We start from the raw sequence: 25790 nt of genomic DNA, 5'->3' as shown, positions 1-25790 counted from the left end.
TCGGGGAAAGACGCCGCGATGCGCACGCATCGCGGCGCCGGCGCATCATTCCACCGCCTTGACCATGTCTTCCAGCACTTTCTTGGCGTCGCCGAAGACCATCATCGTGCGGTCCATGTAGAAGAGCTCGTTGTCCAGGCCGGCGTAGCCCGAAGCCATCGAACGCTTGTTCACGATCACGGTGCGGGCCTTGTAGGCTTCCAGGATCGGCATGCCGGCGATCGGCGACTTGGGATCGTTCTTGGCCGCCGGGTTGACCACGTCGTTGGCGCCCAGCACCAGCACCACGTCGGTCTGGCCGAACTCGCTGTTGATGTCTTCCATCTCGAAGACCTGGTCGTAAGGCACTTCCGCCTCGGCCAGCAGCACGTTCATATGGCCCGGCATGCGGCCGGCGACCGGGTGGATCGCGTACTTGACCGTCACGCCGCGCTCGGTGAGCTTTTCGGCCAGTTCCTTGAGCGCGTGCTGGGCGCGCGCCACCGCCAGGCCGTAGCCCGGCACGATGGTGACGCTCTCGGCGTTGGTCATCAGGAAGGCCGCGTCGTCAGGGCTGCCCGACTTGACGCTGCGTTGCTGGCCGCCGCCCGCCGCCGCGGCCTCGCCGGCCTGGCCGCCGAAGCCGCCCAGGATCACGTTGAAGAACGAGCGGTTCATCGCCTTGCACATGATGTACGAGAGGATGGCGCCGGACGAACCCACCAGCGAGCCGGCGATGATCAGCATCGGGTTGTTGAGCGAGAAGCCGATGCCCGCCGCCGCCCAGCCCGAATAGCTGTTCAGCATCGACACCACCACCGGCATGTCGGCGCCGCCGATCGGGATGATGATCAGCACGCCCAGCACGAAGGCGATCAGCGTCATGATGATGAACGGAGTCCAGGCCTGGGTCAGCATGAACCACACGCCCATCGCCAGCATCAGCAGCGCCAGCGCCAGGTTCAGCATGTGCTGGCCGGCGAACACCACCGGCGCGCCCTGGAACAGCCGGAACTTGTACTTGCCCGACAGCTTGCCGAAGGCGATCACCGAGCCCGAGAAAGTAATGGCGCCGACGAAGGTGCCGATGAACAGTTCGAAGCGGTTGCCGGTGGGGATCAGCGTGCCGGCGGCGACGATGCCGAAGGCGTGCGGCTCGGCCACCACCGCGACCGCGATGGCGACCGCCGCCAGGCCGATCATGCTGTGCATGAATGCGACCAGCTCGGGCATCTTGGTCATTTCGACGCGCTTGGCCATCAGCGTGCCGATGGAGCCGCCGACCAAGAGGCCCAGCAGCACCCAGCCCAACCCGATGCCGGCGGTGCCGCTGCGCGCCAGGCCGACGATGAGCGCGCCGGTGGTCAGCACCGCGATCGCCATGCCGGCCATGCCGAAGGCATTGCCCAGGCGCGACGTTGTTGGATGCGACAGGCCCTTGAGCGCCTGGATGAAGCAGACCGACGCAATCAGGTAAAGCAGCGTGACGAGGTTCAGCGAGATCATTTCGCGTCCTCCTTGGCCGGCTTCTTCTCTTTCTTCTTGAACATCTCCAGCATGCGCCGCGTGACCAGGAAGCCGCCGAACACGTTGACCGCGGCCAGCGCCACGGCGAACACGCCCATGCCGCGCGCCAGTCCGCCTTCGGTCAGCGCCGCCGCCAGCATGGCGCCGACGATGATGATGGCCGAGATCGCGTTGGTCACCGCCATCAATGGCGTATGCAGCGCGGGGGTGACGTTCCAGACCACGTGGTAGCCGACGTAGATGGCCAGCACGAAGATGATGAGATTCATCAGGGTGGGGTTGATCGCTTCCATGCTGTCAGCTCCTGCGCGTCACATTGCCGCCTTCGCACACCAGGCAGGCCGCCACGATTTCATCGTCGCGCTGGATCGCCAGCGCGCCGTCCGCATTGATGATGAGTTTCAGGAAGTCGAGGATGTTGCGGGCGTAGAGCGCCGACGCGTCCGTCGCGACCAGGCCGGGCAGGTTGGTCAGCCCCACCAGGGTCACGCCGTGCTTTTCGACCACCTTGCCTTTTTCGGACAGCGGGCAGTTGCCGCCGCGCTCGACCGCCAGGTCCACCAGCACCGAGCCGGGCTTCATGGCCGCGACGGTTTCGGCCGACACCAGCGTCGGCGCGGGCCGGCCCGGGATGAGCGCGGTGGTGATGACGATGTCGGCCTGCTTGCAGCGCTCCGACACCAGCGCCGCCTGCCGCGCCATCCAGGCCGGCGGCATGGGGCGGGCGTAACCGCCCACGCCCTGCGCGATCTCGCGTTCTTCGTCGGTCTCGAACGGCACGTCGATGAACTTGGCGCCGAGCGATTCGACCTGCTCGCGCGCGGCCGGCCGCACGTCGGAGGCCTCGACCACCGCGCCCAGGCGCTTGGCCGTCGCGATGGCCTGCAGGCCTGCGACGCCGGTGCCCAACACCACCGCGCGCGCGGCCTTGAGGGTGCCGGCGGCGGTCATCATCATGGGGATCAGGCGGCCGTAGTGGTGGGCCGCCAGCAGCACGGCCTTGTAGCCGGCCAGGTTGGCCTGCGACGACAGCACGTCCAGGCTCTGCGCGCGGGTGATGCGGGGCGCGGCTTCCAGCGCGAAGCCGGTCAGGCCGGCCGTGGCCATCTGCGCGAGGCCCTCGGCGTCGAAGGGATCGAGCATGCCGATGACCACGGCGCCGGCCTTCATCTGCGGCAGTTCGACCGCGGAGGGCGCGCGAACCTTCATGACCAGCTCCGCCCCCAGGGCCTCCTGGGCGCTGCCGAGCGTGGCGCCGGCGGCCTCGTAGGCTTCATCCAGATAGCGCGCCGCGGTGCCCGCGCCACGCTCCACGACAACGGTGTGTTTGCCGCCCACGTACTTCTTGACGGTCTCCGGTGTTGCTGCGACACGGGTTTCCCCGTCTCGGGTTTCCCTTGGTATCCCGATGTGCATCGACGCCTCTCCTCAGAAGGTTCGCCGTAGTTATAACGGATATACGCGCCGGGGAGGAGTTTGCGCGCCGTCCAAAAGAAAAGCCCCATGGGGTTAACCATGGGGCTTTTGGGGCTCGCGCCCCGGTCATACCGGCCAGACTGACAACGGGCTGCTGGCCGGCACTGGCGCGCAGGCGTCCGGCGTCAGGCCGTCTGCGCGCGAGTCCAGTCGATCAGCGCGGCGGTGAGGTCGCGCAGGTCTGCCTTGAGGCGGCCATAATTGGCCGACGGACGCAGGCTGACCTCGTCCATGTAGAGCTTGCGGTTGATCTCGATCTGCAGGCTGTGGCGGCCTTCTTCGGGGCGGCCGAAGGCGCGCACCAGTTCGACGCCCTTGTAGGGATCGTTCACGGTCACGTTGTAGCCGCGCTCGCGCAGCCAGGCCGCGATGAATTCGCGGAAGGCCGGGTCGCTGGTGCTGCCGTCGCGGTCGCCCAGCACGAAGTCGGGGTGGACCAGGCCGGGACGGTCGGTGGCGTAGGCACCGGCGACGCTGGGCATGGAGTGGCAGTTGATGTGCCAGACCTTGCCGAACTTCTGGTGGGCGCTGTCGAGCACCTGGCCGAGGGCGGCGTGGTACGGCTTCCAGCAGGCCTCGATGCGGTGCGTCACTTCCTCGACGCTCAGCTTGCGGTCGTACAGCGGCGTGCCGTCATCCAGCATGCGCCAGATCAGGCCCTTGCCCAGCTTGACCTTGGGCGAGGCGTTGACCGCGCCGGGCCAGGCCTGGTCCAGCAGCAGTTCGTCGATTTCGTCGGGGGCGCGATTGGCGTCGATATAGGCGCGCGGAAAGCTCGCGGCGATCATGGGCACGCCCATGTCGATGGCGTCGCCCCACAGATCGTCAACCCAGGTGTCCTCGGCCGTGCGCAAGGCGCCAAAATCGACCGCGGGCGCGAAGTCGGGCGGGTAGGTGGTGCCGCTGTGCGGGGAGTCCAGCACCAGCGGGGCCGAGGGCGCCGAGTTCGGATATTGCTGCGGGAGGTCGAGCCGATAGGACAGGGGTTGGGTAATTCGCATATAGGGGTATTGCGTTCGTGAATCGGAGATCCCCGCGCGCCGCGCGGGCGCGGCGGGGATCGAAGATCGCTCAGTCGATCTTCACATTGGCTTCTTTGGCGATGCGCTTGTTCTTGGCGATCTCGGCCGAGATCTGCTTGGCAAACGCTTCCGGGCTGTTGGCGGCCGGTTCGGCGCCCAGCGCTTCCAGGCGCGACTTGACGTCGGCTTCGGCGCTGACCTTCTGCACGGCGGCGTTCAGCTTGGCCAGGATCGGGGCGGGCAGCTTGGCCGGGGCGACCAGGCCGAACCACGAGGCGTCGTTGACGGCGGGCAGGCCGACTTCGGCGAAGGTGGGCACGTTCGGCAGGCTGGCCACGCGCTTGGGCGCGGCGACAGCCATGGCGATCAGGCGGCCGGACTGCACGTGCGGCAGGGTGGACGGCAGGTTGTCATACATGACGTCGACCTGGCCGGCCAGCGCGTCGTTCAGCGCCGGGCCCACGCCACGATAGGGCACGTGCATCAGGTCGGTGCCCGAGGCCATCTTGAACAGTTCGCCCATCATGTGCGAGACCGAGCCGTTGCCGGCCGAGGCGTACGTCAGCTTGCCCGGCTGGCTCTTGGCCAGCTTGATGAACTCGGCCATGTCCTTGGCCTGCACCTTCGGGTTGATGGTCATGATGTTCGGCACGGCGGCCAGGTTCGAAACCGGCGTGAAGTCCTTCTCGCCATCGAACGGCAGGTTCGGGTAGATGGCCGGGTTGATGCCGTGCGTGCTGACGGTGGCGATGCCCAGTGTGTAGCCGTCCGGCGCGCTGCTGGCGACGAAGGCGCTGCCGATGGAACCGCCGGCGCCGCCGCGGTTTTCCACCACGACGGTCTGATTCAGTTCCTTGCCGAGCTTGTCGGCGAACAGGCGGCCGACGATGTCGGTGGTGCCCCCGGGCGGGAACGGCACGATCAGGCGGATCGGCTTGCTCGGGTAGGCGTCCTCGGCATGGGCGATGCCCGAGGTCAGCGGCGTGGCCAGGGTCGCGGCGGCGACACACAGGCCCAGGACTACATTACGGCGTTGCATGAATTCCCCTATGAATTGGAACGCGGATGCGCAAAAGGCAGACGCAAACAGCAAGATTCTTTCGTGCAACCCTAGTTTGCACAAACGAAAGTTTCTCCTTAAGCTATGACTTTTTTTCATGCCTCTCTTTCGGCGGAGTTTCTTTTTGTAACTTCGCCTGCCGGAAACCCCGGTGCGGAGGCGCTATCCCATGAGACGGTTCTGTCCTTCCCTCACCGACCTGCAGGCTTTCGAAGTCGCCGCCAGGCATAGCAGCTTCACCCGCGCCGCCCAGGAACTGTGCGTCACGCAGGGCGCAGTGAGTAAGCAAGTGAAACACCTGGAGGAGTTCGTTGGCGTCGAACTATTCCTGCGCATCAGGCAAGGCCTGGTCCTGACCGAGGCCGGCCGCAGCTATCTGACCAAGGTGCAGGCCGGGTTGGGGCAGATCGAAGCCGCCACCGTCGAGCTGATCGCGCACCAGGGGCAGGGCGGCACGCTCAACCTGACCTGTATGCCGACCTTCGGCGCGCGCTGGCTGATTCCGCGTCTCACGGCTTTCATGCGGCTGCGGCCCGACATCCACGTGGAATTCCTGCCGCATCGCCAGGGCTATGACTTTTCCTCGCCCGAACTGGACGCCGCCGTCCGTTTCGGCGAAGGCATCTGGCCGGGCAGCGGCGCCGACTACATCGTCGGCCGCGAGATCCTGCCGGTCTGCAGCCCGCGCCTGATTCCGGGCGGCTGTAGCACGCCGGCGGACCTGCTGGCCTACCCCCTGCTGCATCACACCTCGGCCCTGGAAGGCTGGCGCGACTGGTTCGAGCAGGCCGGCTGCGACAGCCGGCGCAGCCTGGAAGGAGCGCGCTTCGACCAGTATGCGCTGCTGTCGCAGGCGGCAGCCGCCGGTTTCGGCGTGGCGCTGATCCCGCGCTGCCTGATCGAGGACGAACTGCGCGACGGCAAGCTGGCGGTGGCGATGCAGCTACCGATCCGCGCGCGCATGGGCTATTACCTGTGCTACCCGGACCAGAAGGCCAACCTGCCGACGCTGCAGGCGTTCCGGACCTGGCTGATGGAGGTCTCGCGGGCGGCCGAGCCGCAGCCGCAGGACGCGGCCAGCCCACAGTAAAATGGCATCATCATGAGTCAAACATCCACCAAGAAGGGCCGCGTTGTCGTCGGCATGTCCGGCGGGGTCGATTCTTCGGTCACCGCCTGGCTGCTCAAGCAGCAAGGCTACGAGGTCGTCGGCCTGTTCATGAAGAACTGGGAAGACGACGACGATTCCGAATACTGCTCCACCCGCCAGGATCTGCTGGACGCGGCCAGCGTGGCCGACCTCGTCGGCGTGGAATTCGAATACGTCAATTTCGCCGCCGAATACAAGGACCGCGTGTTCGCGGAATTCCTGCGCGAATACTCGGCCGGCCGCACGCCCAACCCGGACGTGCTGTGCAACGCCGAGATCAAGTTCAAGGCCTTCCTCGACCACGCCATGGCGCTGGGCGCCGAACACATCGCCACCGGCCATTACGCCCGCGTGCGCGAAGTGGCGGCCGAGGGCGGCGGATCGCGCTTCGAGCTGCTCAAGGCGCTGGACGGGTCCAAGGACCAGAGCTATTTCCTGCACCGGCTGAACCAGGCGCAACTGTCGCGCACCCTGTTCCCTCTGGGTGAGATCCACAAGACCGAAGTGCGCCGCATCGCGCACGAGATCGGCCTGCACAACGCGGCCAAGAAGGACTCCACCGGCATCTGCTTCATCGGCGAGCGGCCGTTCCGCGAGTTCCTCAACCGCTACCTGCCGACCGAGCCGGGCCCGATCCTGACGCCCGAGGGGCAGAAGGTCGGACGCCACGAGGGCCTGTCGTTCTACACGCTGGGCCAGCGCAAGGGCCTGGGCGTCGGCGGCGTGAAGGGCCGCCAGCGCGAGGACGGCACGGCCGAGGCCTGGTACGTGGCGCGCAAGGATCTGGAACGCAACGTGCTCTACGTGGTGCAGGGGCACGACCATCCCTGGTTGCTGTCCGGCTCGCTGCGGGCGCAGGACGTCAGTTGGGTGGCCGGGCAGGCGCCCGCCGCCGGGGAATACGGCGCCAAGACGCGCTACCGCCAGGCCGATGCGGCTTGCCGGCTGGGTGATGCGACCGCCGCAGGCTTCACGCTCGACTTCGTCGAGCCGCAATGGGCGGTCACGCCCGGGCAATCCGCGGTGCTTTACGATGGCGATATCTGCCTGGGCGGCGGCATCATCGTCTAGACAACCCGGCCCGCCACGGGCCGCCGCCATACCGATAGCAGTTCCAGCCAGGCCCCGCGGGCGTCGCGTCCGCGGGGCCTGGCTCATGAAAAACGGCGCACGCCGACAACGAGGAGAGGGATGTGGATGTAACGATGGTGATTTGCCTGCTGGCGCTGGGCGCGGTGGCGGGTTTCGCGGCGGGCTTGCTGGGCATCGGCGGCGGCATGCTGCTGGTGCCGTTCCTGACGATGCTGTTCGCCTGGAAGGGCATGCCGGCCGACCTGGTGGTGCACGCCGCCATCGCCACCTCGATGACCTCGATCCTGTTCACCTCGATCTCCAGCGTGCGCGCGCACCAGCAGAAGGGCACCATCAAGTGGCCGATCGTCTGGGCCATGGCGCCGGGCATCATCCTGGGCGGCCTGCTGTCGGGCGGCGCGGTGTTCGCGGCGCTCAGCACCCTGTGGCTGTCGCTGTTCTTCGCGCTGTTCGTGGGCTATTCCGGCTGGAACATGCTGCGCAACAAGAAGCCCAAGCCGAGCCGCCAGATGCCCGGCGTGATAGGCACCAGCGCGGCCGGCGCCGGCATCGGCTTCCTGTCGGGGCTGGTGGGGGCGGGCGGCGGCTTCCTGTCGGTGCCGTTCATGGTCTGGTGCAACGTGGCGCTGCACAACGCGGTCTCGACCTCGGCGGCGCTGGGCTTTCCCATCGCGCTGGCCAACAGCATCGGCTACGTCGTGTCGGGCCTGAACGAGGGCGCGACCCGACCCGGCATGCTGGGTTACATCTACTGGCCGGCCCTGCTGGTGCTGGTGTGCGTCAGCGTCCTGACGGCGCCGCTGGGCGCGCGCATGGCGCACCGCCTGCCGGTGCAGACGCTGAAGCGGGTGTTCGCCTGCCTGCTGTTTGCGCTGGCGGCCTACATGCTGTTCAAGGCCGGCCAGGCATTCTCGGCCTGAGCCGGACGTGAAACCGGCCGCGCGAGGCGGCCGGAGCGTTGCGGGTGGGCGCCGGAGGCGCGTCAGGCCGTCTTGGGGATGGTGTCCACGAACGACTGGCGCTGCGACAGCTTGTCGTACAGGCGCGCCAGGTTGGGGTGGTTGGCGCGCCAGTCGAGTTCGGCGAAGCGCAGGTCCAGGTAGCCCAGGGCACAGCCCACGGCGATGTCGGCCAGGCTGTAGTTGATGCCCATGCAGTGGGCGTTGTCGCCCAGGCTCTTGTCCATGGCGTCCAGGCTGGCGCGGATCTTGCCGTACTGGCGTTCGATCCATTCGGGGCTGCGCTGCGCCTCGGGGCGCTGCTTTTCCTTGACGATGGTGACGCACGCATCCAGCAGGCCATCGGCGATGGCTTCCCAGCACTTGACGGCCGCGCGATCGCGGCCCGGCTGCGGAATCAGGCGGGCGACGGGGGACAAGGTGTCCAGGTATTCGACGATGACGCGCGAATCGAACAGGGCGCCGCCATCTTCCATGACCAGGCAGGGCACCTTGCCCAGGGGGTTGTACGTTTGGATCTGCGTGTCGGCGGACCAGACGTTTTCGAGTTCGAGCCGGTAATCCAGCTTTTTCTCGGCCATGACGATACGCACCTTGCGCACGTATGGACTGGTAAGCGAGCCGATCAGTTTCATGGATTCACAAGCGGAGTCGGAAAGCGGCCGAAGTATAGCAGGCCGCATGACGGCCAAACCGTCCGCGGGACGGAATCCCGCCCAGTTTGCCACAATGTTGCGCGGCCCTGAATGATAAAATCGCCGGGTTTTCCCATCCGCCGCTTTTTCTTTCCCAGACCATGCAAATCGCCGACCAGCTTAGCCAACTTAACGCCCTTTCGCCACTGGATGGCCGATACGCCTCCCGCGGCGACGCGCTGCGCGGGCTGCTCTCCGAGGCCGGCTTCATGGCCCACCGCGTCGAAGTCGAGGTGGCCTGGCTGGTGGCCCTGTCCGATGCCGGCCTGCCCGAACTGCCCGCCTTCTCCCAGGAAGCCCGCGCCCGCCTGCAGCAACTGGTGCGCGACTTCTCCGAGGCCGACGCCGCCCGCATCAAGGACATCGAACGCGTCACCAACCACGACGTCAAGGCGGTTGAATACTGGCTCAAGGAAAAGGTCGCCGACCACGCCGAGCTGGCCACCGCGGCCGAATTCATCCATTTCGCCTGCACCTCCGAGGACATCAACAACACCTCGCACGCGTTGATGCTGTCGCGCGCCCGCAGCGAAGTGGTGCTGCCGCGCCTGCGTGAAATCGCCGCCAAGCTCAACGACATGGCCGTGGCCCAGGCCAACCAGCCGATGCTGTCGCGCACCCATGGCCAGCCTGCGAGCCCGACCACGCTGGGCAAGGAATTCGCCAACGTCGCGGCGCGCCTGAACCGCGCCATCGTCGCGGTCGAAGCGGTCGAGCCGCTGGCCAAGCTCAACGGCGCCACCGGCAACTACAACGCCCACCTGTCGGCGTACCCTGAAATCGACTGGCCCGCCTTCAGCCAGCGCGTGCTCGCCGGCCTGGGCCTGACCCAGAACCGCCACACCATCCAGATCGAACCGCACGACTGGATGTCGGCGCTGTTCGACGCCATCGTGCGCGCCAACATCATCGTGCTCGACCTGGACCGCGACATCTGGGGCTACGTGGCCCTGGGCTACTTCAAGCAGCGCCTGAAGGAAGGCGAGGTCGGTTCGTCGACCATGCCGCACAAGGTCAACCCGATCGACTTCGAAAACTCCGAAGGCAACCTGGGCCTGGCCAACGCCGTGCTGCGCCACCTGTCCGACAAGCTGCCGATCTCCCGCTGGCAGCGCGACCTGACCGACTCCACCGTGCTGCGCAACCTGGGCGTGGGCCTGGGCTACTGCCTGGTGGCGTGGGACGCCTGCATGCGCGGCCTGGGCAAGCTCGAAGTCAACGCCGCCGCGATCGACGCCGACATCGACGCCTGCTGGGAAGTGCTGGCCGAGCCGGTGCAGACCGTCATGCGCCGCTATGGTCTGCCGCAGCCGTACGAACAGCTCAAGGCCTTGACGCGCGGCAAGGGCATCACCGAGGAAGCCCTGCGAGAATTCATCCAGGGCCTGGCCCTGCCGGACGAACCCAAGGCGCGCCTGCTGGCGATGACCCCGCGTTCGTATATCGGCCTGGCCGCGGACCTGGCCCGGGCGGTATAGTCGCCTTGCCGCGCGCCGGGCGCGCGGCATTCTTGTTGTACTTACGGGAGATTGCAATGAAGAAGTTGTCCACGCTCGCCGCGCTGGCCTGTATGACCGTCGGGTCGCTGCTGGCGACCTCGGCCCAGGCGCAGTTCGCCAAGCCCGAAGACGCCGTCAAGTACCGCCAGTCGGCGCTGACGCTGATGGCATCGCACTTCGGCCGCATGACGCCGGTGATCAAGGGCCAGGCGCCCTACGACGCGGCCCAGATCAAGGCCAACGTCGAAGTGCTCAAGACCCTGTCGGCGCTGCCGTGGACGGCTTTCGGCGCGGGCACGGAAGGCGGCGATGCCCGTCCGGAAATCTGGAGCGACGCGGCCGGCTTCAAGCAGAAGCAGCAGGCGTTCCAGGACAACATCGTCAAGCTGTCGGCCGCCGCCGACGCCGGCGACCTGGACAAGCTGCGCGCCGCCTTCGGCGACGTGGGCGCGAGCTGCAAGGCCTGTCACGACGCCTACCGCAAGAAGAAGTAAGCCGGCCGCGCCCTCCGTGGCGCATCCGTCGCATGCGAAAAGCCCCTCGAACGAGGGGCTTTTCTTTTGGCGCGCGGTTTGGTTGTCGCGCCCTGCGCGAGCCGGACAGCTACGAGAACGACATGTCCGCGGCGATCTCCAGCGAGCGAATCCACAGCACCAGGCCGGTGACACAGGCGCCCAGGATCAGGGCGCGCAGCCAGATTGCGAACCCGTCCTGGGTCGGCGGGGTGCCGGCCGGGACGTCTTTCGGGTCGACATTGCCGGTGATGATGGCGCGCACCAGCCGCTTGCGCCGCACCAGCGCGTACCAGGCCACGGCCAGCAAGTGCAGGGCGACCAGGCCGATGATGACCCATTCGTTGAGCTTGTGCCACGAGGTCAGCAGGCTGGCGGTGGATTCGCTGACGTGACCGAACAGCGGGCCCTGGGTCATGATGTCGTCGGTAGTGAACAGGCCGCTCACGGCCTGGAAACCGATCACCAGCAGCAGCGCCAGCACCGACAGCGCACCCAGCGGATTGTGGCCGGCGGGCGCGGCCGCGCCCTTGAGGTAGCTGGCCACCGCGCGCGGGCCGCGCACGAACTGCGCGAAGCGCGCATAGCGCGGGCCGACAAAGCCCCACAGCAGGCGGAAGATGATCAGGCCCAGCGCGACGCAGCCGAAGCGCACATGCCAATCCATGTACAGACCGCCCAGCTTGACGCTGACGAAGGCGCCGACGATACAGACGACGAGCGCCCAGTGGAAGAGGCGGGTGGGAAGGTCCCAGATGCGGATGGCAAGCCGGTTGTTTTGCATGATGGTCGGGCGATGACTGCGTTGCCTGCGACTTTATCACGCACAAATGAAGCCGCCGCGGCATGACCGCGGCGGGTTTGCGCTAGCTCAGCGAGCGGCGCGACGCACCGGTTCGATGCGGTGCACGTGCTCGTGACGGAAGCGGATGCGCTGGCCGGGCGCCTTTTGCGCGACTGCCCCGCACGGCACCACTTCGGTGGTGTACGTGGTCGTGCCGTCGATCGGCGCGTTGAAGATCACGGCGGCGCGAATGGCGGGGCCGTGGGCCGGTTGCAGATAAACGATGTCGCCGATGTGGATCGGCATGTTGTCCAGCTTGGTATGGGCCGGGCGTCGGATCAGGTCCGAGGTCGTGAAACGAGTATTCATGGTGTTGTTCTCTTTCAAGTTCTTGTTATGGGATTGCCGTGCATTGCATGCCGCGAGGACCGGGCGCGGGCGTTGTCGCGTCCTGTTCGCGTGCCGAGTCATGCATGACACTAACGCATCTCCGTTGCCGGCGTTTTGCGCATTCTCATGGTTTGCGTTGCGCGTCACGCCGGTGGCGGAGGTACTGACCGCGGGCATGCGCCTGCGGCTTGTTGCCGGGCCGCGTCGGTCAATGACGGACGGCGTTCCTGGCGGGCGGTGGCGTTGGGTCGCCGCCGCGAATGGGTTACTGCGGGGTTACTGCGGGTTGCCGCGGGTTTACCGCGCCGATAGGGCCGCGGATAAGGGTTTTCGATCAGGCCGAAACGATCAGGCCGAAATGATCAGAAAACTGCAATGTTTGTCGTAAGACGAAAACCTGGGCGGGATGATCTTGCCATTCATCATGATGGCATCAATCGAGTCTGCGTTGTTAGGGTTATCTGTCGCAGAACGGATAAAACCGGACCCAGGGAAGGATTTCTTGCAAGCGCCCGGCAAGCGGGCCAAATGCCAAATGCGTGGCAAAGCGAACAACCGAAAATCAGGCCAATATCGGGCCAGTCAGTTGGGCAACGATAACGATGCCAATCGGGCAGCTCTATATGAGCCAAATATATGAGCCGCTTCCCGTACTTTTTCCAGCACTTTTCGGCTCAATCAATGATTCTATATCTAGTTCCGTGATTTTGCAAGGGTTTTTGGATGGAGCAGGCATGTCGCACCGAGAGGGCGCGCGGGCGAGGGGGCGTCGACACGCCTGCGATTCCCTGTCAGTGGCTGGTGGGGCCCGCCGCCTGTCGCTGGGCTTCGATGATCAGGCCTTCCAGCCGCGGCGACATCCGCAACGCGACCTGGGCGGCGGTCGAACCGTCCGGGCGCGTGTCGGTCTCCAGGGCCAGTTCGACGCGTTCGTCATCAAAGGCCTCGGGGGCGGCTTCGATCTCGACATAGCGCTCCAGCAGCGCGTCCACAGCCTTCTGGGCGTCGGCCAGCGCTTCCTGGCTCAGGCGGCCGGGGCGCAGGTACTGGTTGGCCACGCGCGCCAGGTCGCTCATGAAATACAGCAGCGCGGCGGCGCCGCGGCAGTCGGGCTGGGCAAAGCCCCAGGTGTCGGGGGAAACGTCTTGAGTCATTCCGTGGGATGGCTAGGAGGAAGGGCGGCCCTGGCGGGCCGGCAAACCGACATTCTAGGGGGTAACGACAGGCCCCGCCCGCCTGCCTGGGGCATACTGATGCCCCATGATCCGACGCGCCCATCCTGCCGACCTTGCTTTGCTGCCCGACATCGAGCGCTCCGCCGCCGAGCGCTTTCTCGGCACGCCCATGGCCTGGGCGGCCACGGGGGAAACCCTGCCAACAGCGACGCTGGCGCATGCGGCCGCAGCGGGATTGCTGTGGGTCGCGGCGGACGCCGGCGACCGGCCCGTGGGATTCGCGCTGGCGCAACCGATGGACGGCGACCTGTTTCTGTTGGAAATGTCGGTCTCCAGGCCTTGGCAGGGCCAAGGCCTGGGCGGCGGGCTGCTGCGCGCGGTGGTCGCGCGGGCGGCGGGGGAGTACGACTCGGTCGTCCTGACGACGGACCGGGAATTGCCCTGGAATGGCCCGTTCTACCGGCGGCACGGTTTTGTCGAAGTGCCCGCGGCGCAATTGACGCCGACATTGCGCGCGCGGCTGCGGGAAGAGGCGGCCGCGGGATTCGATCCTGCCCGCCGCTGCGCGATGCGTTTGGCGTTGCTCGATTGAGCGCGCCGGGCCGCCTGTGTCATATCGCTTCGATGGCAACAAAATCCGCCCGCCGGCGGCAGGCGGCGGATGCTTCGGGATAATCTGGCCGGGGGCACCGGCCGCGTAGCGGGCCGATAGCCGCGCGGCAACGGACTACGCAAGGAGCAAGGGCATGGCAATGCTGCGGATCTGCCTGGCCACCCTGGCGGCGGCCATGGCGCTGGCGCTGACGGCTTGCGGCAATCGCGAGCCGCAGGAGCGGGCCGCCTTCATCGGTCTGCTGCAGCAACGTATCGCCGCTGGCGCGCTGGCGCCGATCGGCGCGCTGAGCGAGGCCGAGTCGGACGCCATCGGCCGCTATCGCGATGCCTATGCGGTCATCACCGACTTCCAGGACGCCCTGGCCAAGACCGCGACGTCGCTGGGCCCGGTGCTGGCGGCCGAGCGCATTCAATCGGTCGACGACATCGTGCGGCGGCGCCAGGCGCTGAGCGACGCACGCGTGACGCTTGCCGACAGCGCCCGCGGCTTGCAGGCTGCCCGGGCCCGCGCCGACACGGCGCGCGGCGGCATGGAGCTGGCGCCGGATCTCGCGTCGGTCTACGACGGTGTGTACGACGAGGCGGTCACGGCCCCCGCGGCCGAGTTGCTTGACGCCGCGGGCAGGATGGACACGGTGGCGCGCGAGGCGCTGGGAGTGGCCGACTTCGTTGCCACCCATGCCGGCGACATCACGCTCGCGGACGGGCAGGCCAAGGTCGCCACGCCATCGCTGCAGCAGGAGCTGAATCGGCGGTTGCAGGGCCTGAATGCGCAATCCGGGGCGCTGGAACAGGCCCGCGCCGTGGTGGCGCGGCAGGCCCCTGGGCACCGGCCTCCAGACAGGCCGCCGGCAGGCCCTTAGTACAATGCGGGTCTCGCGGCGCATGCCGCGCCTTGGACGGAACATGAGCCAATCCTCAAGCTTGCATTACCGGACTTTCCTGCTCCTGCTGGTGGTGGTCTCCATCGCGTTCGGCTGGTTGCTGTGGCCGTTCTACGGCGCGGTGTTCTGGGGCGCCATCCTGGCCATCCTGTTCGCGCCGCTGCAACGGCGGCTGGTGCCGCGCATCGGCGGAAGGCGCAACCTGGCGGCCCTGATCACGCTGGCGCTGGTGCTGCTGCTGGTGATCCTGCCGCTGGTGGTCATCAGCGGTTCGCTGGTGAGCGAGGGCGCGAACCTCTACCAGAGCATCAAGTCGGGGCAGATCAACTTCGGCGCCTACTTCCAGCAGGCCATGGAGGCGTTGCCGCCTTCGGTACACGACATTCTGGCGCGGTTCGACCTGGCTGATATCCCCAGCCTGCAGGAAAAGCTCAGCGCGGGCGCGATGCAGGCCAGCCAGTTCCTGGCCACGCAGGCCCTGAGCATCGGCCAGGACACGTTCCAGTTCGTGATCAGCTTCGGCATCATGCTGTACCTGTTGTTCTTTCTGCTGCGCGACGGGCCGCAACTGGCCCAGCGCGTCAAGCGCGCGGTGCCGCTCAGCGACACGCACAAGCATCACCTGTTCCGCAAGTTCACCACGGTGGTGCGCGCCACGGTCAAGGGCAATATCGCGGTGGCGGCGTCGCAGGGCGCTTTGGGCGGCATCATTTTCTCCATCCTGGGCATCCAGGGGGCGCTGCTGTGGGGCGTCATCATGGGCTTTCTGTCGCTGTTGCCGGCGGTGGGCGCGGGGCTGATCTGGGCGCCGGTGGCGATCTATTTCCTGCTGACGGGCGCGACCATCAAGGGCGTGGTGTTGATCGCGTTCGGCGTGCTGGTGATCGGCATGGTCGACAACGTGCTGCGTCCGATCCTGGTGGGCAAGGACACCAAGATGCCCGACTACGTCGTGCTGATCTCGACACTGGGCGGCATGGCGCTGTTCGGTCTGAACGGCTTCGTCATCGGGCCGCTGATCGCCGCGTTGTTCATGGCCTCCTGGGACCTGTTCTCGCCTCCCGCCGAGGCCGTCGTCGAGCCGGCCGAACCGTCGCCCCCGTCCTCGCCCGAGAAGGCGGATTGAAGGCATTGCAGCCGGTCAAGCCGCCGTCAGCGCGGCCGGTGTAAGGTTGTGATGGCGCCGGTCTTCGCGGGCCGGCGCCACGCGCCAACGCCGCAGCCGGCCGCACGCCGGCAGCGCGCCTTTCCTTCTCTTACCAGGAGCACGTCGGATATGGACTGGAAACTGCACAAGTCGGGCTGGATCGAAGAACGCAACTTCGACATCGAACTGGCCGAAACCCCCGAGGGCTACCACGCCCGCGTCCGCGTCTTCGGCTTTCCCGTGCTGGAAGACACCAAGAACGTGTTCCCGAATGAGGCGCTGGCGGAAAAGGGCGCGCTGACCTTGCTCAAGAGCCAGTTCGCCGGCACGCCGGACCTGGAAGAAAAGCCGTAACCTTCATGCCCGAGGCTGTCGGCGCGACGCGCACGAGCGGCCTCGGGAGCGCCCGCCCCACGCCGTTCAGCGCAGTGGCAGGCGGCGCCCGCCGACGATCAGGTCGCGATCCTGGCGTGGTTCGGTGCGCACCTGGCCTTGCGCCAGCGCATTGACGATGTCCACGTCCGGACCGTGTTCGGACTTGCGGTTGCTCTTGGAGGACACGAGGCCCCACGTGTCGTCGCCCAGCCTTTGATAGGTGAGGAACGCTTCGTAGCCCCCCGCGCTGGCATCCGCACGCGGCGGTATGTACAGCACCAGGTCGTCATTGCCGAGGCCGGTGATGTCCGCGTGGATCAGCCAGCAGCGCGCGCCGCCCACGGCCGGATTGTCGGCCGCGGCCTGTTCCGCTCGCACGCACCTGTCTGCCTCATAAGGATTTTCCGCCGCGGCGTAGCGCCACCAGGCATCCGGCACCGGGCTGCCCGGCGGATACGCCTGCAGGTTGGCCGGCTTGGCTGGGGAACGTTCCCGGGATGTGACTCGCGGCCCCCAATCATGGTACTGACCCTTCAGGGCGTCGGCGGCCGCCGTTGCAATCCTGGGGGATTGCGCCTGGGCGGCGCCCTCGGCCAGTTTGCGCATGGCTTGCCGGCCGTATTCGCCCCGGTCGCGCGCGGCCGAGAGATAGCTGAATTCCTCCGGCGGAATGCGCCCGTCGATCAGGCGTTGTACCTGGCTGTGGACCTCGATTCGGTCGGGGCTCAGCAGCGGCGTGTTCGCCAGGGCCAGCATGATGAGCGCGCAGAACGCCGCGACGATGTTGGTGCCGCCCAGGATCGTGTGGAAGCGCCGCGCCGCCAATGCCGCCCAGGCATAGCCCAACGCGTACAGCGTCAGCAGGATCGCAGCGTAAAGGCCCCAGATGCGTGGAACGGTCCAGCCGTACTGCTCGATGCGCACCACCAGGCCGTACAACGCCACCAGTGCCAGCGGCAGCAGGCCGATCGTCGTCACACGCAGCACCGCGCGCAGGCGCGGGCCGAAGGGCGGGGCCTGCGGGCTGTCCTGCCAGGCGGAGTTGATGAGCTTGATCCACAGCGCGCTGAAGGCGATCAGCGCGCCGGCCGACAGGGCGCCCGCCTGCAGGTCCAGCGTCAGCCGGGCCGCCAGCGCCAGCACGAAGGCGATACCCACCAGCGCGACCAGCGGCAGCAGCCACGCGGTCAGCGTGAGCCACGAACGCTGCAGCGTGTCCGCCAGTTGCGGGCGGCGGTGCACGCCCACCAGGCAGACCGCCAGCACCAGCGGCATGACGCCAAGCAGGAAGCGGGTGGATTTGACGACCTGGCCGACCGCGGCGATGCCGATCATGCCGAACATGGCGCTGGCGGCCCAGAACAGCAGCCAGACCGCCAGGGTCAGGCCGCCCGCTAACGCCAGTTTGACGGTATTGCGCCACGCGGCGCGGAACACGGCGGGATAGTCCCAGCCGGGTCGGGATGGATCGAGCGCCTGGATCAGCGGCAGCAGCATGAAGCCGCTGGCGGCGGTGATCAGCGTCGCCAGCGACCGGGGGCCGCTGTCGGTGTAGGCGGCGGGCTGCCAGCCCTGCAGCGTCACCAGCCCGTAGGCATTCAGCGCCGGCAGGGCCACGCCGTAGGCCGCCAGCGCCAGCAGCCAGCGCCTGCCCGAACGCATGCCCGCCAGCATGGCGCCGGCCAGTGGCACCAGCCAGATCCATTGGATCGCGAAAAGGGTGGCGAACGGGTTGTGCCATGGCCACGCGCGGTTCAACAGCGCCGCATGCAGCGCCAGGGCCAGCAGTGCGCCGAGCGCGCCATGGATCAGGATGGTTTTCTCGGGCGCCGACAGGCGCGATGGGATTGCCATGGGGCTAGAAGTCCTCGCTGCGCCAGACCTTCAGCACGCGGCCGAAGACCTCGAAATCCATGCCTTCGGTGATGTCCCAGGCATCGTACTTGGTGTTCTCGGATTTGGCCCGGACCACGAGGCCGGCGGCGGTGGGGATGCGCTGCAGCCGCTTGATGAAGCCTTCGCTGCCGACGCGAAAGAAGTAGATGGCGTCGTATTCGACGGCCTGCACGCCACGGTCGACGATCAGGGGATCGCCGGGATTGAACATGGGGCGCATGGAGTCGCCGAACCCGGTGACGATGCACAGGTTCTTCGAGGCGGAAAAGCCGCGCACGTTCTTCTGCAGCCATTCCGGGCTGACGTTCCAGCTCTGGATGACGCCAGGTTGGTCGCGCAGCTCCAGGCCGTTGCCCATGGCGCCGCCGGTGTCGAACTGCGCGATGAGGACGTTGCCGTGGTCGGGCCGGCCCAGCCGCGCGGGGTGAAAGGAGGCAAGCCGGCCCGTGGGCTCGTCGGCCACGACATCGGGCGAGAGTTCGCGCCACAGATCGGGGTGCGGCAGGTCCATCCAGTGGGCGGGCTGGCCGAGGCCGGCGGCCAGCCTGGCGGCCAGCGCGTCGCCGACCCGGCGCGGGTTTTTGTCGCGCCTGCCCTGGAACCCTTGAAGGATCTGGTCGAGGTATTTGCGACTGACGCCAGCGCGTTCGGCCAGGCGGTCGACGCCCCCGGCCTCGTGCACGGCGTATTTGAGGTTGTTCAGTCGTATCGAGCGGATGTCCATGGTAGCGATAGTAGCAATCCGCTACCCGAAAGTACAGTAGCGATTCGCTGTTGATTTTTCGGTAGCGACTCGCTACCATGACTTTCATCCCGGGCATAGTCGGGCCGACCGCAAGTCTTCGATCAAGCGGCTTGCGGCTTGTGCGGATACGACGGGGCTGGCCGCCACGTCCGTGGCGATGGGGGTGGGTGACCGGCATGTGGCCCATTCATCGCTACCCAGGTAGCGATTTTCACCCGCCAGCCTTTCCGGGGACATGACGAACGGCAAGCTTGCATCAAGGAAAAAAAAGCATGGATAAGCGTCTTGGCGGGGAGGCATCCCGATGAAATATGCAACCGAAGTGCTGGACCTCATGGCGGCGGCGCCGGGGCGTCCGTGGCGCATGGCCGAACTGGTGCGGGGCGCGTCCGGCGCGCGCGAGCTGACGCGGCGCGAACGCAACGCAATGCGACAGGCGATCCTGCGCGTGCTCGAAGCCCTGCACGAGGGCGGCCAGGTGGCCCGCATCGAGCATGCGCGCAACTCGCTGACCTACGTCTGGGGCGAAGTGCGACGCGAGGGGGATTGCCTGCACGCCTGATGCGGCGGCAGAATGCATCCATGTCGTCGCGCTTCCCGCCGACGATCCGTCCAGGCGCCGATGCGCTGGAATGCTGGAGAATCAGGCCCGCTTACCGCGGGCCTTTTTTATGAGAGGGTACGTTCGTGTGAACGCGCCGTCAGTTATCGGCGCAACGCAGTGCGACATGCCGGGATTGCTTCGGCGGCAGACGGTGCGCGACAATTCGTTCATGGCGTTGCGGTTCATATCGACGCCCCTTGCAGGCAGCAACAAGTGCGCACCGAGCACACCGAAAACACCGCAGGCAACAAGCGGATCGCGACAATCGAGCAGTAGCAAGTAGCAAGCAAACAGCAAACAGCAAGCAAACCAGGCCCGCCTACAGCGGGCCTTATTTATGAGAGGGTACGTGTGCCCGGCCAACGCGCCGGAAGGCGGATGAATCGCCGGATGCGCGTCCCTCATGTTCTTCGCAGTTCTCCGATACAGGCTCGCCACTGGCGGGCCTTTTTCATTTGCGCGCCCCGCGTTCTCTTCGAGAGCGCGGGGCGTTTTGTTAGGCGCCGCCCGCAAGGCGGGGCCCAGCGGCCTGCCGCCTCGCCGTTCCTTCCATGACCGGGCCTTTCTCCCGCCCGCGGTGACCTGGAATGGCTCGAGGCGGCAGCCCGGTGGGCGACAGCCGGAATCCGCCGCAACCCGGCCGCACGCATCACGCAACGCGGCACCGCGCCGATGGCGCAGCAAAGTCGGCGTTCCGCCTCCAGGCCTCTGGATTCCCCCAAACCCGCCCTCGGGCATCTCAACACGACAAAGGAGCGACGCATGGCGAACAGTTCGGCCACCGGCGGCTACCTGGCGCCGATCGCCATTTCTCCGCCCCTGGAGGATGCCGAGCTCGAGGCGCTGTTCCAAGGGTTCATCGCCGGCGTGTCCGGCCTGCCCCTTGACCTGGTTCGTACGCGCTGGCCTGCCGCCGGCGTGGAACCGCCCGCGCAGACCGAGACCTGGTGCCTGATGGACATCCGGTCGCAAACCGCGGACGCCGGTCCGGTCGTCACCCACGACCCGGCCGGGGAAGGATCTGATTCATACGTTCGGCACGAACACATCGAGGTGCTTTGCTCGATGTTCGGGCCGCGCGCGCTGCGCCACGCGGCGCTGCTGCGCGACGGCGCCGCCGTGCCGCAGAACCGCGAGCCCTTGCTGGCGCAAGGCATGGCGGTGAGCGGCGCGGGGCCGATCGTGGCCATGCACGAACTGGTGAATCAGCAGTGGATACGGCAGTTCGACATGACCCTGCGTTTTGCGCGCCGGGTCGCGCGCAGCTATCCGGTCCTGAATCTCCTGTCGGCGCAAGTCACGACGCACGCCGCGTCGCTGTCCCCGACGGACAACATCAACCACCTTGCAGATTAAGGGATTTACCATGGCTAATGGATTGCCGGTATCACGCCTGATCAACGTCACGATCAACATGTCGCCGCTCGCGGCGCAGGGCGCGAGCCTGAACACCGCGCTGCTGCTGGGCTCGTCCGCGGTCATCGACACCGGCGAGCGCATGCGCTCCTATGGCGGCATCGACGCCGTCGCCGCCGACTTCGGCACCGGCGCGCCCGAGTACCGCGCGGCCCTGCTGTACTTCCAGCAGACGCCCCAGCCCTCGCAGTTGTACATCGGCCGCTGGGCCAAGGGCGCGACCTCGGCCACGCTGCGCGGTGCCGTGCTGTCGGCCGCCGAGAAGCAGATGTCGGCCTGGACCGCGGTGACCGCGGGCGCCTTCACGCTGACCGTCGACGGCACCGCCAAGACGGTCAATGGCCTGGACTTCTCCGGCGCCACCAACCTGAACGGGGTCGCGTCGATCATCTCGACGGCACTGGCGTCGGCCTCGGTGCTGTGGAACGGCTCGCAGTTCGTCGTGACCTCTAACACCTCGGGCGCGACCTCGACGCTGGGCTACGCCACGGCCGCGGGCGCCGGCACCGACATCTCGTCGATGCTGGGCCTGACCGCGGGCAAGGCCTCGGCGCCCGTCGCCGGCATCGTCGCCGAAACCCCGGTGGACGCCGTGTCGCTGTTCCTGGACCGCTTCGCCAACAAGTTCCTGGGCCTGGCCTTCGCCGATGCCGACATCACCGACGCCCAGCACCTGGCCGTGGCCGGCCTGATCGAGGCCGACCAGCGCCACCTGTACGGCGTGTCGACCCAGGCGCCGCAGGTGCTCGATCCGACCCACCACGACGACATCGCCAGCCAGTTGAAGGCGCTGAAGTACAAGTACTCGATCGTGCAGTTCTCCAGCGCCAGCCCGTACGCGGTGGCCTCGCTGCTGGGCCGCCTGCTGACGGTGAACTTCAACGCCAACAACACCACCATCACGCTGATGTACAAGCAGGAGCCCGGCATCGTCGCCGAGACCCTGAGCAGCAGCCAGGCCGACACGCTGGCAGCCAAGAACTGCAACGTGTTCGTCAACTACGACAACGACACGGCCATCGTCCAGTACGGCGTGACGCCCAGCGGCATCTTCATCGACTCGGTCTACAACGCGATCTGGTTCCGCAACCGCGTCCAGACCGACGTCTACAACCTGCTGTACACCAGCCCGACCAAGGTGCCGCAGACCGACGCCGGCAACCAACTGATCGCCTCGGTGATCGAGGCTGCGTGCGAGGCCGCCGTCAACAACGGCTACCTGGCCCCGGGCGTGTGGAACTCGGCCGGCTTCGGCGCTCTCAAGCAGGGCGACACGCTGGCCAAGGGCTATTACGTCTACGCGCCGGCGATCGCCACCCAGTCGCAGGCCGACCGTGAAGCGCGCAAGGCCGTCCCGTTCCAGGTCGCCGCCAAGGAAGCCGGCGCCATCCACACCGTCGACGTTCTGGTCACGGTCAACCGCTAATCAGGAGTAGCAGATGTCTACCTATTCGTTCGCTGATATCAGCGCCAGTCTCGTGGGCCCGGGCGGGGCGATTTCGCTGGGCTCCGGCTCGGGCGTGGCCGATGAGGGCATCGCCATCGCCGCCAAGGCCGAGAAAAGCGCCATGACGGTGGGCGCCGATGGCGAGGTCATGCACACGCTGCGCGCCGACAAGAGCGGCACCGTGACGCTGAGCTACCTGAAGACCTCGCCCGTCAACGCCCAGCTGCAGGCCCTGTACGACGCCCAGTCGCTGGACAGCCGCCTGTGGGGCAAGAACCTGATCACCATCACCAACCCGGCCACGGGCGACGTGACGGCGTGCCGTTCGTGCGCCTTCAGCAAGAAGCCCGACTTGACCTACAAGAAGGACGGCGACGTGGTGAAGTGGACCTTCGACGCCGCGAAGATCGACACGATCCTGGGAACCTACTAAGCCATGTCGCAGGAACTTGATCTGAACGGCCACCGGTACTCCATCGGGAAACTGAGCGCCAAGCAACAGTTCCACGTGTCGCGCCGCATCGCTCCGATCGTTCCTACGCTGATCCCCGTGTTCGTCCGCCTCGCGGCGGGCGGGCGCGGGATCATCGAGGATCCGGGCGGCATGGCCGATGTCCTGCAACCGCTGGCCGACGGCCTGGCGGCGATGAAGGACGAGGACGCCGACTATGTGCTGGACACCTGCATGCAGGTGGTCCAGCGCCGGCAGGAGCATGGCTGGACCGCCATCTGGTCGGCAAGCCAGCGCGTGCCGATGTTCCAGGACATCGACCTGGCGGTGATGCTGCCGCTGGCGGTGCGCGTCATCGTGGCAAGCCTCGGGCCTTTTATTCAAGGGCTGCTTACCAGCCAGACCGGCAGCCCCGAGGCGACACAGGCTGGCTGAAGAGCCTGCCCGGTGGCGAGGACTGGTTGCTGGCGCCGGTCCTCGAGGGGCTCTGCAAGTACGAGTCCCTCAAGGACGGCACCCTGGACCTGGCCGACATCGCGCTGCTGAACGACGCGTTGTCGGTGCGGGCAGACAACAAGGCGGAAGCGTACCGCCGCCACATGGCAGAAAAAAATGGCTAATACAACCGTGCCCATCGATCCGTCGGGGTTGATCGGCATATTCAAGATCGACAAGGACGACCTGAAAGACCTCAAGCAGGCGATCGGCGACTCGCGCAAGCAGAGCCTGGCCGACGCGCTGGCGGTGTTCGCGGGGCGGGCCAAGAGCGTTGTCGACTTCGCCGAAAACAAGATCGCCCAGTTCGAGCAAGGCTATTTCGCCGCCAAGCTGGGCGGCACATCGGGCCGGGACATGCGGGCGCTGGAGACGGTGGCGCAGGACTTCGGTGTCTCCGTCGAAGCAATGCGCAACAGTACCCAGGCGCTGCACCGCAACGTGCGCGACGATCCCAAGATCGCCGCGCTGCTGGAACAGCTGCACATCTCGTCGAGCGATGGCGCGGGCGCCCAGCGCAACAGCGCCGACCTGATGCTGGAGCTGAGCGACGCGCTCAAACGCATGGATCCGGCGCAGGCCCGGGCGACGGGCCAGAGCCTGGGGCTGGAACCAGGCGTCATGGAAGCCCTGCGCGATCCCGAGTTCGGGCAGCGCCTGTCGGTGCAGCGCGATGCCCAGGAAAACAGCACCGTCGAGGCGGCCGGTGAACGCGCCCATCAGTTGATGGGCACCATCCGTGAATTGAGCGGCTCCGTCAACGCGATGTTCGCGCAGGCGCTCCTGACGATGGGCCCGAAGCTGCAGGAGACGCTCGACGGCATTTCGGCCTGGTTCAAGGAGAACGGCCAGACGGCCGGCAAGCGGCTGGGCGAGGTCGGCAATTTCGTGCTGTCGATCATGTCGTTGCTGGGGCCGGTGATCAGCCTGATCACCTGGCTCGACGGGCTGACCGGGGGCTTGAGTTCGCAGCTCCTGGTGCTGGTCGGCGGCTTCCTGATGCTGGGCGGCGGTGGCGTGGTGGGGGCCTTGATGGGCCTGGTCTCGCGACTGGGCGGCATGCGCTCGATCATCGGCGGGCTGGGTACTCGGCTGGCCGCGCTGCCTGGCCAAATCAGCGGTTTCGTGAGCCGGGCCTGGACGGCGACCAGCAATTTCGTGGGCGGCGTGTTCGGCAGAATGACCTCGATGGGGCGGACGGCCGTCACCCAGATGAGCAACATGGCCAGCGCGGTCTGGTCCTGGATGGGCAACATGGCCGCCCGCGGCGGCGCACTCGTGGTCGACAGCGTCAAGGCCGCCGGCGCCACCGCCCTGCAATGGGGCCAGTCACTGTGGGCCTCAGCCAGTTCCTGGATCGGCCGCATTGCCGATGGCGCCAAGAGCCTGGCCCGCGGCGTGGCGATATCGCCGGTGGCGGCGGGAGTGGGGCTGGGCCTGTATCCCAGCACGCTCGGGGACGGCACGCTGAAGTCGCTGCAAGGCGACAGGGGTGTGGGTCTCGGGCAGCAGGAGCCGCGTGTCGACGGGGCCGCAGGCATCTGGCAACCGCCTCCCATGGACGGTGCCCGGATCGAGCCGTGGCGGGATTACCACTCCGGTTTCGCGCTTGGCGAAGCGGGTGGTGCCGCGCTGGCGCCGCCGGCCGCCGCTGCGCCGGTGTCGGTCAATGCCACCACCACCATCTACGTCAATGGGTCGGCCGATCCTGGCGCGACCGGAGCGGCCGTGGCCAATCAACAGAGCCGGGTCAATGCCGACCTGACGCGCAACCTGCAGGGTTCCTATGACTGACACGAATTTCACGGGCACCGACATGGTGGGCCTGCTGTCGAAGAAGATCGGCGACATCGTGGTGCAGGCGACCATCACCGAGTCGCACGACGATACGCTCAAGATCACCAGCCACCCGGTGGAGTCGGGCCCCTATGGCCGCTCGGCGATCAGCGACCATGCCTTCAAGCTGCCGCTGTCGCTGACCATGAAGTGCGCCTGGAGCAATGCCTCGTACGAGGCATTGCGCGGCGCCCGGGCCAGGGACGTGGCCAATGGCAAGGCGGCCGCCGACGACTACGCCACCGCGATCTATTCGCAACTGCTCAATCTGCAGGAGTCGCGCGAGCCGGTGGATGTGATCACCAGCCGGCGCCGCTACAGCAGCATGCTGATCGAGAAGATCGCGGTCGAGAACAGCCGGGAGACCTCCGGCGCCGTGTTCGCGACCGTGACGCTGCGCGAAGTGATCGTGGCGCAGACCCGCAGCACGTCGCTGCCGCCCTACGCACACCAGAAAGAGAAGGAAAAGACCGCGGACAGGCAGAACCTGGGCGTGAAAGCGTCCCGGCCCGCGGCCGCGCCCAACGGCGGCTCGCTGCATTGGAACTAGGAGATCCGC

Annotated in this window: 28 protein-coding genes; 17 read left to right on the top strand and 11 right to left on the bottom strand. The window is 67.0% G+C overall.

Annotated elements, in window-relative coordinates; genetic code table 11:
- Nucleotides 1–45: 45 nt before the first annotated feature.
- From HV783_RS05115 to HV783_RS05095, 5 genes are all read right to left on the bottom strand, one after another.
- The gene (locus tag HV783_RS05115; RefSeq protein WP_054501340.1) at nt 46–1485 is read right to left on the bottom strand and encodes an NAD(P)(+) transhydrogenase (Re/Si-specific) subunit beta; all 1440 of its coding nucleotides are present in this window, start codon (nt 1483–1485) and stop codon (nt 46–48) included.
- Entirely contained in the window at nt 1482–1799 is a 318-nt protein-coding gene (locus HV783_RS05110) for an NAD(P) transhydrogenase subunit alpha part 2 (protein WP_049072509.1), read from the bottom strand. The genes HV783_RS05115 and HV783_RS05110 overlap by 4 nt, the downstream gene beginning before the upstream one ends.
- A gap of 4 nt (nt 1800–1803) precedes the next feature.
- Complete coding sequence (locus HV783_RS05105; RefSeq protein WP_064524173.1) at nt 1804–2922, bottom strand: Re/Si-specific NAD(P)(+) transhydrogenase subunit alpha; 1119 nt, start codon at nt 2920–2922, stop codon at nt 1804–1806.
- A gap of 185 nt (nt 2923–3107) precedes the next feature.
- Nucleotides 3108–3983, bottom strand: a complete 876-nt coding sequence (locus HV783_RS05100; RefSeq protein ID WP_047992307.1) for an N-formylglutamate amidohydrolase — start codon at nt 3981–3983, stop codon at nt 3108–3110.
- A 70-nt stretch (nt 3984–4053) separates the two neighbouring features.
- Nucleotides 4054–5043 (bottom strand): Bug family tripartite tricarboxylate transporter substrate binding protein, encoded by a 990-nt coding sequence (locus HV783_RS05095; RefSeq protein WP_024068252.1) that lies wholly within the window; start codon nt 5041–5043, stop codon nt 4054–4056.
- Between the two features lie 190 nt (nt 5044–5233).
- On the opposite strand from HV783_RS05095, the gene gcvA reads away from it, so the two are divergent.
- The 3 genes from gcvA to HV783_RS05080 all read left to right on the top strand — a co-directional run bounded on the left by gcvA (nt 5234) and on the right by HV783_RS05080 (nt 8226).
- Nucleotides 5234–6154 carry a transcriptional regulator GcvA gene (gene gcvA, locus HV783_RS05090; RefSeq protein WP_064524172.1) on the top strand — a complete coding sequence of 307 codons (921 nt, stop codon included), beginning with the start codon at nt 5234–5236 and terminating at the stop codon, nt 6152–6154.
- Nucleotides 6155–6166: 12 nt separating this feature from the next.
- Entirely contained in the window at nt 6167–7285 is a 1119-nt protein-coding gene (gene mnmA / locus HV783_RS05085; protein ID WP_054501336.1) for a tRNA 2-thiouridine(34) synthase MnmA, read from the top strand.
- Between the two features lie 122 nt (nt 7286–7407).
- Nucleotides 7408–8226 (top strand): sulfite exporter TauE/SafE family protein, encoded by an 819-nt coding sequence (locus tag HV783_RS05080; RefSeq protein ID WP_054501335.1) that lies wholly within the window; start codon nt 7408–7410, stop codon nt 8224–8226.
- A gap of 62 nt (nt 8227–8288) precedes the next feature.
- Here the strand turns inward: HV783_RS05080 and HV783_RS05075 are convergent, their stop codons facing one another.
- On the bottom strand, nt 8289–8900 hold the full coding sequence (locus HV783_RS05075) for a glutathione S-transferase (protein ID WP_054501334.1): 612 nt from the start codon (nt 8898–8900) through the stop codon (nt 8289–8291).
- A 161-nt stretch (nt 8901–9061) separates the two neighbouring features.
- On the opposite strand from HV783_RS05075, the gene purB reads away from it, so the two are divergent.
- Both purB and HV783_RS05065 read left to right on the top strand, forming a co-directional pair.
- On the top strand, nt 9062–10438 hold the full coding sequence (gene purB, locus HV783_RS05070) for an adenylosuccinate lyase (RefSeq protein WP_175188784.1): 1377 nt from the start codon (nt 9062–9064) through the stop codon (nt 10436–10438).
- 56 nt (nt 10439–10494) lie between these two features.
- A complete protein-coding gene (locus HV783_RS05065) occupies nt 10495–10953 on the top strand; it encodes a c-type cytochrome (RefSeq protein WP_006393799.1) in 459 nt (152 codons plus the stop codon).
- A gap of 109 nt (nt 10954–11062) precedes the next feature.
- Here the strand turns inward: HV783_RS05065 and HV783_RS05060 are convergent, their stop codons facing one another.
- The 3 genes from HV783_RS05060 to HV783_RS05050 form a co-directional block, all read right to left on the bottom strand.
- Nucleotides 11063–11755, bottom strand: a complete 693-nt coding sequence (locus tag HV783_RS05060; protein WP_054501332.1) for a cytochrome b/b6 domain-containing protein — start codon at nt 11753–11755, stop codon at nt 11063–11065.
- Nucleotides 11756–11842: 87 nt separating this feature from the next.
- Nucleotides 11843–12124 (bottom strand): hypothetical protein, encoded by a 282-nt coding sequence (locus HV783_RS05055; RefSeq protein ID WP_116791106.1) that lies wholly within the window; start codon nt 12122–12124, stop codon nt 11843–11845.
- 812 nt (nt 12125–12936) lie between these two features.
- Nucleotides 12937–13299 (bottom strand): hypothetical protein, encoded by a 363-nt coding sequence (locus HV783_RS05050; RefSeq protein WP_054501331.1) that lies wholly within the window; start codon nt 13297–13299, stop codon nt 12937–12939.
- 106 nt (nt 13300–13405) lie between these two features.
- Here HV783_RS05050 and HV783_RS05045 point away from each other — a divergent pair, with 106 nt between their 5' ends.
- From HV783_RS05045 to HV783_RS05030, 4 genes are all read left to right on the top strand, one after another.
- A complete protein-coding gene (locus HV783_RS05045; RefSeq protein WP_175168304.1) occupies nt 13406–13912 on the top strand; it encodes a GNAT family N-acetyltransferase in 507 nt (168 codons plus the stop codon).
- A gap of 154 nt (nt 13913–14066) precedes the next feature.
- Nucleotides 14067–14798, top strand: coding sequence for a DUF3053 family protein (locus tag HV783_RS05040; protein WP_175188783.1), 732 nt, complete (start codon nt 14067–14069; stop codon nt 14796–14798).
- 43 nt (nt 14799–14841) lie between these two features.
- Nucleotides 14842–15945 (top strand): AI-2E family transporter, encoded by a 1104-nt coding sequence (locus HV783_RS05035; protein ID WP_144658077.1) that lies wholly within the window; start codon nt 14842–14844, stop codon nt 15943–15945.
- Nucleotides 15946–16095: 150 nt separating this feature from the next.
- Nucleotides 16096–16320 carry a hypothetical protein gene (locus HV783_RS05030; RefSeq protein WP_054501327.1) on the top strand — a complete coding sequence of 75 codons (225 nt, stop codon included), beginning with the start codon at nt 16096–16098 and terminating at the stop codon, nt 16318–16320.
- A gap of 66 nt (nt 16321–16386) precedes the next feature.
- Here HV783_RS05030 and HV783_RS05025 read toward each other — a convergent pair whose 3' ends face one another.
- Both HV783_RS05025 and HV783_RS05020 read right to left on the bottom strand, forming a co-directional pair.
- Complete coding sequence (locus HV783_RS05025; RefSeq protein WP_175188782.1) at nt 16387–18195, bottom strand: DUF4153 domain-containing protein; 1809 nt, start codon at nt 18193–18195, stop codon at nt 16387–16389.
- A 4-nt stretch (nt 18196–18199) separates the two neighbouring features.
- Complete coding sequence (locus HV783_RS05020) at nt 18200–18961, bottom strand: S24 family peptidase (protein WP_054501326.1); 762 nt, start codon at nt 18959–18961, stop codon at nt 18200–18202.
- Between the two features lie 325 nt (nt 18962–19286).
- On the opposite strand from HV783_RS05020, the gene HV783_RS05015 reads away from it, so the two are divergent.
- From HV783_RS05015 to HV783_RS04980, 8 genes are all read left to right on the top strand, one after another.
- Nucleotides 19287–19544 carry a hypothetical protein gene (locus tag HV783_RS05015; protein ID WP_054501325.1) on the top strand — a complete coding sequence of 86 codons (258 nt, stop codon included), beginning with the start codon at nt 19287–19289 and terminating at the stop codon, nt 19542–19544.
- Between the two features lie 804 nt (nt 19545–20348).
- Entirely contained in the window at nt 20349–20942 is a 594-nt protein-coding gene (locus tag HV783_RS05010; RefSeq protein ID WP_054501324.1) for a phage neck terminator protein, read from the top strand.
- Nucleotides 20943–20952: 10 nt separating this feature from the next.
- Nucleotides 20953–22428 carry a DUF3383 domain-containing protein gene (locus HV783_RS05005; RefSeq protein ID WP_144658075.1) on the top strand — a complete coding sequence of 492 codons (1476 nt, stop codon included), beginning with the start codon at nt 20953–20955 and terminating at the stop codon, nt 22426–22428.
- 13 nt (nt 22429–22441) lie between these two features.
- Nucleotides 22442–22882, top strand: coding sequence for a tail tube family protein (locus HV783_RS05000; protein WP_026384175.1), 441 nt, complete (start codon nt 22442–22444; stop codon nt 22880–22882).
- Between the two features lie 3 nt (nt 22883–22885).
- Nucleotides 22886–23335, top strand: coding sequence for a phage tail assembly chaperone (locus HV783_RS04995; RefSeq protein ID WP_064524154.1), 450 nt, complete (start codon nt 22886–22888; stop codon nt 23333–23335).
- A 26-nt stretch (nt 23336–23361) separates the two neighbouring features.
- Complete coding sequence (locus tag HV783_RS04990; RefSeq protein ID WP_006393814.1) at nt 23362–23520, top strand: DUF6889 family protein; 159 nt, start codon at nt 23362–23364, stop codon at nt 23518–23520.
- Nucleotides 23513–25189, top strand: a complete 1677-nt coding sequence (locus HV783_RS04985; protein ID WP_175188781.1) for a phage tail tape measure protein — start codon at nt 23513–23515, stop codon at nt 25187–25189. The genes HV783_RS04990 and HV783_RS04985 overlap by 8 nt, the downstream gene beginning before the upstream one ends.
- Nucleotides 25182–25781 (top strand): phage baseplate protein, encoded by a 600-nt coding sequence (locus HV783_RS04980; RefSeq protein ID WP_054501320.1) that lies wholly within the window; start codon nt 25182–25184, stop codon nt 25779–25781. The genes HV783_RS04985 and HV783_RS04980 overlap by 8 nt, the downstream gene beginning before the upstream one ends.
- Nucleotides 25782–25790 lie beyond the last annotated feature (9 nt).

Origin of the sequence: Achromobacter dolens (assembly GCF_902859745.1) — a bacterium.
In the GTDB taxonomy this organism is placed as follows: domain Bacteria; phylum Pseudomonadota; class Gammaproteobacteria; order Burkholderiales; family Burkholderiaceae_B; genus Achromobacter; species Achromobacter dolens.
The sequence above is the reverse complement of the archived record's forward strand: the minus strand, read 5'-3'. Positions and strand labels throughout refer to the sequence as shown.